The following is a 7,755-nucleotide window of genomic DNA, read 5'->3' as shown; positions in this document are numbered from 1 at the left end:
CGGCGCCTACTGGACGGCCTGGCCCGAGGCGCTCCGCGATCCCGATGGCGCGGAGGTCCGGCGGGCCGCGGCCGGGCTGGCCGAGGAGATCGCCTTTCACGCCTGGCTCCAGTGGCGCGCGCATGACGGCCTGGCCCATGCCAACGCACGCGCCAGGGCGGCGGGCATGTCCATGGGCCTCTACCTCGACCTCGCCGTGGGCACGCATCCCGCGGGGGCCGAGACCTGGGAGGACCGGGAGAGCTTCGCCTACGGCGCCTCGCTCGGCGCGCCGCCCGATGCCTTCTCGGCCGACGGGCAGTCCTGGGGCCTCGCGCCCTTCAACCCGCGCGCGCTGGTGGCCTCGGGGTTCCGCCCGCTGGCCGAGACGCTGCGCACCCAGATGGCGCTCTCGGGCGCGATCCGGATCGACCACATCCTGGGCTTCGACCGCGCCTTCTGGGTGCCCGAGGCGGGCGGGCCCGGCGCCTATGTGCGGATGCCGCGCGCGGCGATGCTGGCGGTCGTGCGGCTCGAGGCCGCGCGGGCGGGCGCTGTCGTCGTGGGCGAGGACCTCGGCAACGTGCCGCGCGGCCTGCGGCCCGCGCTGGCCGCGTCCGGCATCCTCGGCTGCCGGCTCCAGCTCTTCGAGCGGAAGCCCGGCAAGATGCCCGCCTTCCTCGAGCCCCGCCGTTTCGAGCGCACGGCCATCGCCAGCTTCTCGACCCACGACCTGCCCACCTGGGACGGCTGGCGGCAGGGCCACGAGATCGACGCCCGCGCGCAGCTTGGCCACATCACGCCCGCCTTCGCGGCGGAGGAGCATGGGCGGCGCAAGGCCGAGGTCGCGGCCTTCGACGCGATGACGGCCAGGGTCGCGCCGGAGGGGACGGACCCCGCCTCCGCCGACGCGATGCACCACGCGCTCGCCGCCACGGCCTCGGCCCTCGCCATGGTGCAGGTGGAATGCGCGCTCGGCATCGTGCCGCAGCCGAACCTGCCCGGCACGGTGGACGAGTACCCGAACTGGCGTCAGCGCCTGCCGGTGGGGCCGGATAGGCTGGCGGCGGAGCCGGGGATGGTCCGCGCCGCCCGCATCATGGCGGGGCGGGGCTAGCCCTTCCGCGTGTAGACCAGCGCCATCGAGTCCTTGAGCACGATGGGTCCGCCCCCGTAGTCGTGGCCGATCGACGGGGTCCTGAGCGCCAGGCGCCAGCCCGTCCCCTCGATGCCCGGCACCGGCAGCGACAGGGGCTCGATGTCATGGGTGGGCTTGCCCTCCATGTGCGCGACGGCGAAGACCTGCTCGCCGTTGGGCCCGTGGCGGAGCGACGCGAAGACGGTGCGCCCCGCGATGGGTGTCACGTAGTCGAAATGGTCGCGCGGCCCGTAGTTGTCGCGGAGCCAGGGTCGCGCCCGGCGGAAGTTCCGCACCGCAAGCCCGAAGGCGAGTTGCTCGTCGTCGAGCGAGGTGAAGGAGTTCGACACGTTGCAGTAGTCGTGCATGTCGTCCATCCAGGCGCGCGCGATCTCCTTCAGGCTCGCCACCGTGAACTCGGGGCCGGCGAGCGGCGGCTCGGCCAGCGCGAGGAGGCGGGCGATCTCCTCGAGGTCGTAGTCCGTGACCTCGACGAGGGCGGGCAGGAACTCCATGAAGCGCGCGAGGTCCTCGCGCGTCTCGTAACCCAGCGCCTTGAGGCGACGGAAGCTCGCGGGGACCGAGTAGGAATATTCGTCCACCTGCCACTTGAGGCTGATCGCCTCCTCCGCCACGACCTTGACGCCGTATCTGTCGTCCTGGTTGCGGATGAACCCCCAGGAGGCGCGGGCCATGGCGTTGAGGAAGTCCATCGGAACGCCGGGCAACGCCACGTAGGTCAGGACGTGGACGGCGGGGTTGTCGTAGGCCTTGTCGAGGATCTCCATCTTCGTGCGCCCGAGCCGCGTGTTCACGTTGAGCTTGGGGTTCACCTGCGTGCCGCGGCGGAGCGTGTCGTGGTTCGACGTGCCCGAGATCCAGTTGGCGCCGACCTCCAGCATCTCGCGGATGCGCCAGTATTTCGACAGCCAGAAGGTGTAGAGAAACGGCGTGTTGTGCGCGAAGGTCAGCGGCCCCCACTGGAACACGTCGTCGTCGCGCTGCGCCTCGATCACCGCGCGGTAGGACGACGACAGTTCCCAGTCCTCCTCGGGCCAGGGCCGGCCGTCCTCGAAGATGAACCAGGGGCGATAGCGCGTGCCCGCGACCTCCTGCACGATGTCGGCCATGGACTGGAGGTATTCGTCGTCGTGGCGCAGCTCCTGCGCGCCCGCGTCCCACCACTTGAAGTCCTGCGCCCCGTCCACGCGCACCCCGTCCGCGCCGAAATCGACCTTGCGGCGCTGCATCTCCAGCAGGATCGCGCGCACGGCAGGGTTCTGGTAGTCGAGGTTCTGGCCGTACATGTTGGGCCCGGCGAAGAAATGCCCGTTGAGCGCGCGCAGCCCCTGGTTGTCGGCGTGCCCGAAGACCACGTCGAGGATCAGGCGCTTGGGCTTCGACGGAAAGGTGTGGAGGGTCGCCGCGAGGTCGATCAGCTCGTCCGGCCGCCCGGTCTCCAGCAGCGCGGGGTTCACCGTCGCCATGCCGGAGATCACCACATCATAGCCCCAGTTCGTCGTGTCGGGCCGGAGGAGCGAGACGCTCAGCCCGCCCTCCGCCTCCTCCTCGCGCCAGAAGTCGGGGCCGGTCTCGTAGACGGTGGTGGGCTCGACGGGCAGAAGCTGCACCGCGTCGTAGCCGAGAAAGAGCCGGTCCGCGGGCTCGAGCGGCAGGCCGCGCGCGACCCGGGCGGCGAGGCGCTGGTAGTGCCGCGTGAGGCTGGCGAGGGTGCCGCCGGCTGTGGCGGTCGGCACATGGATCTGGAGGATGTTCACGGGCGGGCCGAACTTGTGCGGGGCGTCGCCTTTCAGCGCCTCGAAATAGGCCCGGTCGCCCCGCGCCTCCTGCATGGCCGCGACATCGTAGAGCTCGGCCGGGGCCATCGCGCCGAAGGGCAGCGACATGGCCAGCGGATCGAGAATGCGGTGCCAGGTCTCCTCCGCGTCGCGCCAGGCCAGCGCGTAGAAGTCGCCGACCGCCTCGCGCGATCCCGCGCGCATGCCCCGCACGGCGGTGAAGCAATGCGCCTCCTCCCGGATCACGGGCACCCAGGCGCGCTCGAACTCGACGACCTGGTGGGCGCGGGTGAGGTCGAGCGGCTCCTTCGGCGACAGGATCTCAAGGAAGATGTCGCCCGAGGGCACGCGCGCGTCCAGAAGCTCGGGCGTCCAGAAGCCGAAGACCGCGAGATCGCCCTCGATGCGGCCCCCGAGGCGCCGGGCGATCCGCCGCTCGGCCTCGAAGGCGGTCTCGGCGGTGGCGAGCGCCATGCGCGCGGCCTCCGCCTCGGTCCGGGCTGCGGCTTCGTCGAATGCAATGCGGTCGGGGAGGGGCATGGCGCCTCCTTTCTTCGGTGTCGGTCGGGGATCAGCCCTCGTGGACGAGGAACAGGGCCGAGAGGGGCGGCAGGTAGACCTCGGCGCTGGCGGCCTGGCCGTTGTGGGGCGCAGGGCTGGCGTCGATGCCGCCCATGTTGCCGCGCCCGGCCCCGCCGTAGATCCCGGCGTCGGTGTTCAGCGCCTCGCGCCATCGGCCGGGCAGCGGCAGGCCGAGGCGGTGGGCCGGCCGCTCAACCGGGGTGAAGTTGCAGACGACGACGGCGTTCGGATCGCCCGGCCCGCCGCGCCGGATCCAGGCATAGACCGACTGCGCCGCGTCGTCGGCGTCGATCCACTGGAAGCCCTCGGGCTCGGCGTCCTTCACGTGCAGCGCGGGCGTCCCCCGGTAGAGCGTGTTGAGGTCGCGCACCAGCCGCCTCAGGCCCTCGTGCCCCGGATGCCCGAGCGCGGCCCAGTCGATCTCGCCCGCGTGGTTCCACTCGCGCTCCTGCCCGAATTCCTGCCCCATGAAGAGGAGCTTCTTGCCCGGATGCCCCCACATGAAACCGTAGTAGGCGCGCAGGTTCGCCAGCTTCTCCTCCCGGCTCCCCGGCATCTTGCCCAGCATCGACCCCTTGCCGTGCACGACCTCGTCATGGCTGATCGGCAGGATGAAGTTCTCCGAGAAGGCGTAGGTCATCCCGAAAGTCATCTGGTGGTGATGGTGGCGGCGGTGGACCGGATCGCGCGCGATGTAGTCGAGCGTGTCGTTCATCCAGCCCATGTTCCACTTGTAGCCGAAGCCGAGGCCGCCCTGGTCCGTGGGCGCCGAGACCCTGGGGTAGGAGGTGCTCTCCTCGGCCACGGTCATGATGCCGGGGCACGCGCCGTAGGTCGCGCGGTTCATCTCCTGGAGCATCGAGATCGCTTCGTAGTTCTCGCGGCCCCCGTCGCGGTTGGGGATCCACTCGCCCTCGGCCCGGCTGTAGTCGCGGTAGAGCATCGAGGCCACCGCATCCACGCGCAGTCCGTCGACGTGGTATTCCTCGAGCCAGTAGATCGCGTTGGCGATCAGGAAGTTGCGCACCTCCGTCCGGCCGTAGTTGTAGATCAGCGTGTTCCAGTCCTGGTGGAACCCCTCGCGCGGGTCGGCGTGCTCGTAGAGCGGCGTGCCGTCGAAGCGGCCGAGGCCGTGGGCGTCGGTCGGGAAATGCCCCGGCACCCAGTCGAGGATGACGCCGATGCCCTTGCCGTGCGCCGCCGCGACGAGGTCGCGGAACTCGTGCGGGGGGCCGTGGCGGACCGTGGGCGCGAAGAGGCCGACGGGCTGGTAGCCCCAGGACCCGTCGAACGGGTGCTCCGACACGGGCAGGAGCTCGATATGCGTGAAGCCCATGTCGTGGACGTAATCCACCAGCTCGCGCGCCGCCTCGACATAGGAGATCGGGCGACCGCCCTCCTTCCGCCGCCAGGAGGCGAGGTGGACCTCGTAGATCGAAATGGGCGCCGTGCGCGCGTTGCGGCCCGCCCGCGTGTCCATCCAGTCGGCGTCTGGCCAGCCATAGCCCCGGATGTCGCGCACGACCGAGGCGTTCTCGGGCGCGTGCTGCGAGCCGAAGCCCACGGGGTCGGCCTTGAGCGGCAGGCGCGCGCCGTCGGGGCCGAGGATCTCGTACTTGTAGACCGTGCCCTCGCCGAAGCCGGGCAGGAAGATCTCCCACACGCCCGTCGCGCCGCGCCGGCGCATGACGTGCCTCCGCCCGTCCCACAAGTTGAAGTCGCCGACGACCGAGACGCGCCGCGCGTTCGGCGCCCAGACGGCGAAATGCGTGCCATCCGCACCCTCGTGGCGCATCACATGCGCGCCGAGCGCGTCCCAGAGCCGGTGATGCGTGCCCTCGCCGATGAGGTATTCGTCGATCTCGCCCAGGACGGGGCCGAAGCGGTAGGGGTCCTCGAAGCTCCATGCCGCGCCGTCGGCGCCCTCCGCCTCGAGCAGGTAGGGCTGGTGTCCGGGCACGGGGCCGGAGAAGACGCCCTCCGCCCCCGCCACGGGCGACAGCGCATGGCGCTCGGGTCCGACACGGGCGGCGAGGCGGACCGCGCCGGGCTGGAACACGGTCACGTGCCGGACGCCGCCGATGTCGTGCGGGCCGAGCAGCGCGAAGGGATCGTCGGCGGTTCCGGCGACGACGCGGGCCATTCCGTCCGGCGCGGGGTGGGGAAGGGGGTTCTGCATCCTCCCGAGCCTAGGGATATTCCGCCCGAGATCAACGCCGTGCCTCGGAAGACGTCCAACGCGCCGGTTTCCAGCCGGGCTCCGGGGGCCTATACCTTGGGCCATGGCGATCCTGACAGTCACCCTCAACCCCGCGCTCGACCTCGAGACCCGGACCCCCGAACTGGTCCCGGGCCGCAAGCTGCGCTGCCTGCCGCCGAGGCGCGATCCGGGCGGCGGCGGGATCAACGTGGCGCGCGCCATCGCCATTCTCGGCGGCGAGGCCACGGCGGCGGTTGCGGCGGGCGGGGCCACGGGCGACGATCTCGCGCGGCGGCTCGAGACGCCGGGAACCCATGTCGCGCGCCTGCCCGCGCCCGGCGAGACGCGGCAGAACCTCTCCGTCATCGAAGAGGGAACGGGCGCGCAATACCGCTTCATCTTCCCCGGCCCGAGCTGGGAGGTGGCGGACCTGCGGGCGGCGGAGGAGGCGCTGCTGCCCCTCGTCGCGGCAGGGGACATCGTCGTCCTCTCGGGTTCCATGCCGCCGGGCCTCGCGCCGGGGGCGATGGTCGACCTCGCGCGCGACCTGAGGGACGCGGGCGCCGCCGTGGTCTGCGACACGTCCGGCCCGGCGCTTTCGGCGGTGGCGGGGGCGGGCCTCGGGCTCGCCATGCTGCGGATGGACAGCGCCGAGGCGGAGGAACTGGTGGGCCGGCGCCTGCGCGACGTGGACGACAGCGCGGCTGCGGCCTCGGAGCTGGTCGCGCGGGGCGCGGCGCGCATCGCCATCCTCGCGCGCGGGGCCGAGGGCTCGGTCCTCGCGGCGGCGGGCGAGCGCTGGTTCGCCCCCGCCGCGCAGGTGCCCGTCGTCTCCGTCACCGGGGCGGGCGACAGCTTCGTCGCGGGCGCGACGCTGGCGCTCTCGCGGGGGGCGCCGCTGGCCGAGGTCCTGCAATGGGGCGTGGCGGCGGCAAGCTCGGCGGTCACGACCGAGGCGACGCTCCTCTGCGACCGGGCGACGTTCGAATCGATTTTCGCGCGCTGCGCCGCACATCGGCTCTGAGCCGCCGCTGCCGATGGCGGGGCCGGACCCCGGAGAACGCCAATCTGTCAATACGACTGGACACTTGATCGCGTTCGGCTGAGTGCGCGCAAATCCAGTGTCCGTTCGGATTTACAGTTGCAAATGTCTAGTTGGCGTGACACCTTGTCCGCGGGCGTACCTTCGGCCGGCAAGGGCCACGGGTCCGTCCGCGATCCGCCGTCCGGCCATTCCGGCCGAACACAGGATCTGGAGTAACGCAACCGGAGGAGGGAAGGACGATGTCCAGTGATCCCGATAAGGTCTGGCCGACCGGCCTGACCCTTAAAGAAGCAGAAGAGGTGCACAGCTACCTCATCGACGGAACCCGTGTCTTCGGCGCGATCGCGCTGCTCGCGCACGTGCTCGTGGCCGTGTCCACGCCCTGGCTCGGGTAAGGGGGCGCACCATGAACAACGCGAAGATGTGGCTCGTGGTCAAGCCGACCGTGGGCATCCCGCTGTTCCTCAGCGCCGTCGCCGTGGGCTCTTTCGCCGTCCACGTCGCCGTCCTGTCGAACACCTCGTGGGTGAGCGACTTCCTGCAGGGCCAGCCGCTCGGCTCGGGCGACAGCGCCGCGCTCCGGCAGGAGGCGCCGGTTCTGCCCGCGTCGGCCACCGCCGGGAACCTGCCCGCCTATATCGAGGCGGACGCGAACGGCAACGAGACCTTGCGGGTGCTGCTTCCCGACGGACGGACCGCCACGCTCGTCGTGGATGACCTGACGTCGGCCGCGCTCCTGCAATAGAGCCAGACCGATGAAAAACGACCGCCTGACATAGGGCGGGGACGATCCGAGATCGCCCCCGGCCAACCTCACCGCCAACAGTTCCGGGAGGGGCGGGTCCCCCCGATCCATGTTCAGCACTCGCGACTTCGCGCTCCGCAAGATTCTCCAGGTCGGCCCGCGCTACATGCCCTTCGCGGACGTGGCGACGGATGATCTGCCGCTGTCGCGCCTCCTGCGCCTCTCGCTCTTCCAGGTCACGGTGGGCATGGCCCTCGTCCTTCTGGT

General features: G+C 71.3%; 6 protein-coding genes and 1 pseudogene. 5 read left to right on the top strand and 2 right to left on the bottom strand.

Annotated features, from left to right (window positions below):
* Positions 1-1,096, top strand: a 1,096-nt coding sequence (locus ACTS11_RS03045; protein WP_442638869.1) for a 4-alpha-glucanotransferase, incomplete at its 5' end; no start/stop codon positions are given.
* Here the strand turns inward: ACTS11_RS03045 and gghA are convergent.
* The gene (gghA, locus tag ACTS11_RS03040; RefSeq protein WP_442638868.1) at positions 1,093-3,456 is read right to left on the bottom strand and encodes a glucosylglycerol hydrolase; all 2,364 of its coding nucleotides are present in this window, start codon (positions 3,454-3,456) and stop codon (positions 1,093-1,095) included. The two genes, ACTS11_RS03045 and gghA, sit on opposite strands and share 4 nt — an antisense overlap.
* Positions 3,457-3,487: 31 nt before the next feature.
* Positions 3,488-5,641 carry a 1,4-alpha-glucan branching protein GlgB gene (gene glgB / locus ACTS11_RS03035; RefSeq protein ID WP_442638867.1) on the bottom strand — a complete coding sequence of 718 codons (2,154 nt, stop codon included), beginning with the start codon at positions 5,639-5,641 and terminating at the stop codon, positions 3,488-3,490.
* A 139-nt stretch (positions 5,642-5,780) separates the two neighbouring features.
* Here glgB and ACTS11_RS03030 point away from each other — a divergent pair, with 139 nt between their 5' ends.
* From ACTS11_RS03030 to ACTS11_RS03015, 4 genes and pseudogenes are all read left to right on the top strand, one after another.
* Positions 5,781-6,722 (top strand): 1-phosphofructokinase family hexose kinase, encoded by a 942-nt coding sequence (locus ACTS11_RS03030; RefSeq protein WP_442638866.1) that lies wholly within the window; start codon positions 5,781-5,783, stop codon positions 6,720-6,722.
* 260 nt (positions 6,723-6,982) lie between these two features.
* Positions 6,983-7,138 carry a light-harvesting antenna LH1, beta subunit gene (pufB, locus tag ACTS11_RS03025; protein ID WP_442638865.1) on the top strand — a complete coding sequence of 52 codons (156 nt, stop codon included), beginning with the start codon at positions 6,983-6,985 and terminating at the stop codon, positions 7,136-7,138.
* Positions 7,139-7,149: 11 nt separating this feature from the next.
* Positions 7,150-7,488 (top strand): light-harvesting protein, encoded by a 339-nt coding sequence (locus ACTS11_RS03020; RefSeq protein WP_442638864.1) that lies wholly within the window; start codon positions 7,150-7,152, stop codon positions 7,486-7,488.
* Positions 7,489-7,597: 109 nt separating this feature from the next.
* A pseudogene (locus ACTS11_RS03015) lies at positions 7,598-7,755 on the top strand (MFS transporter); the annotation flags it as partial.

It is taken from the genome of Roseicyclus sp. (assembly GCF_052168335.1).
In the GTDB taxonomy this organism is placed as follows: domain Bacteria; phylum Pseudomonadota; class Alphaproteobacteria; order Rhodobacterales; family Rhodobacteraceae; genus Roseibacterium.
Note: the sequence above shows the minus strand (reverse complement) of the source record. Positions and strands in the feature narration are given on the sequence as shown.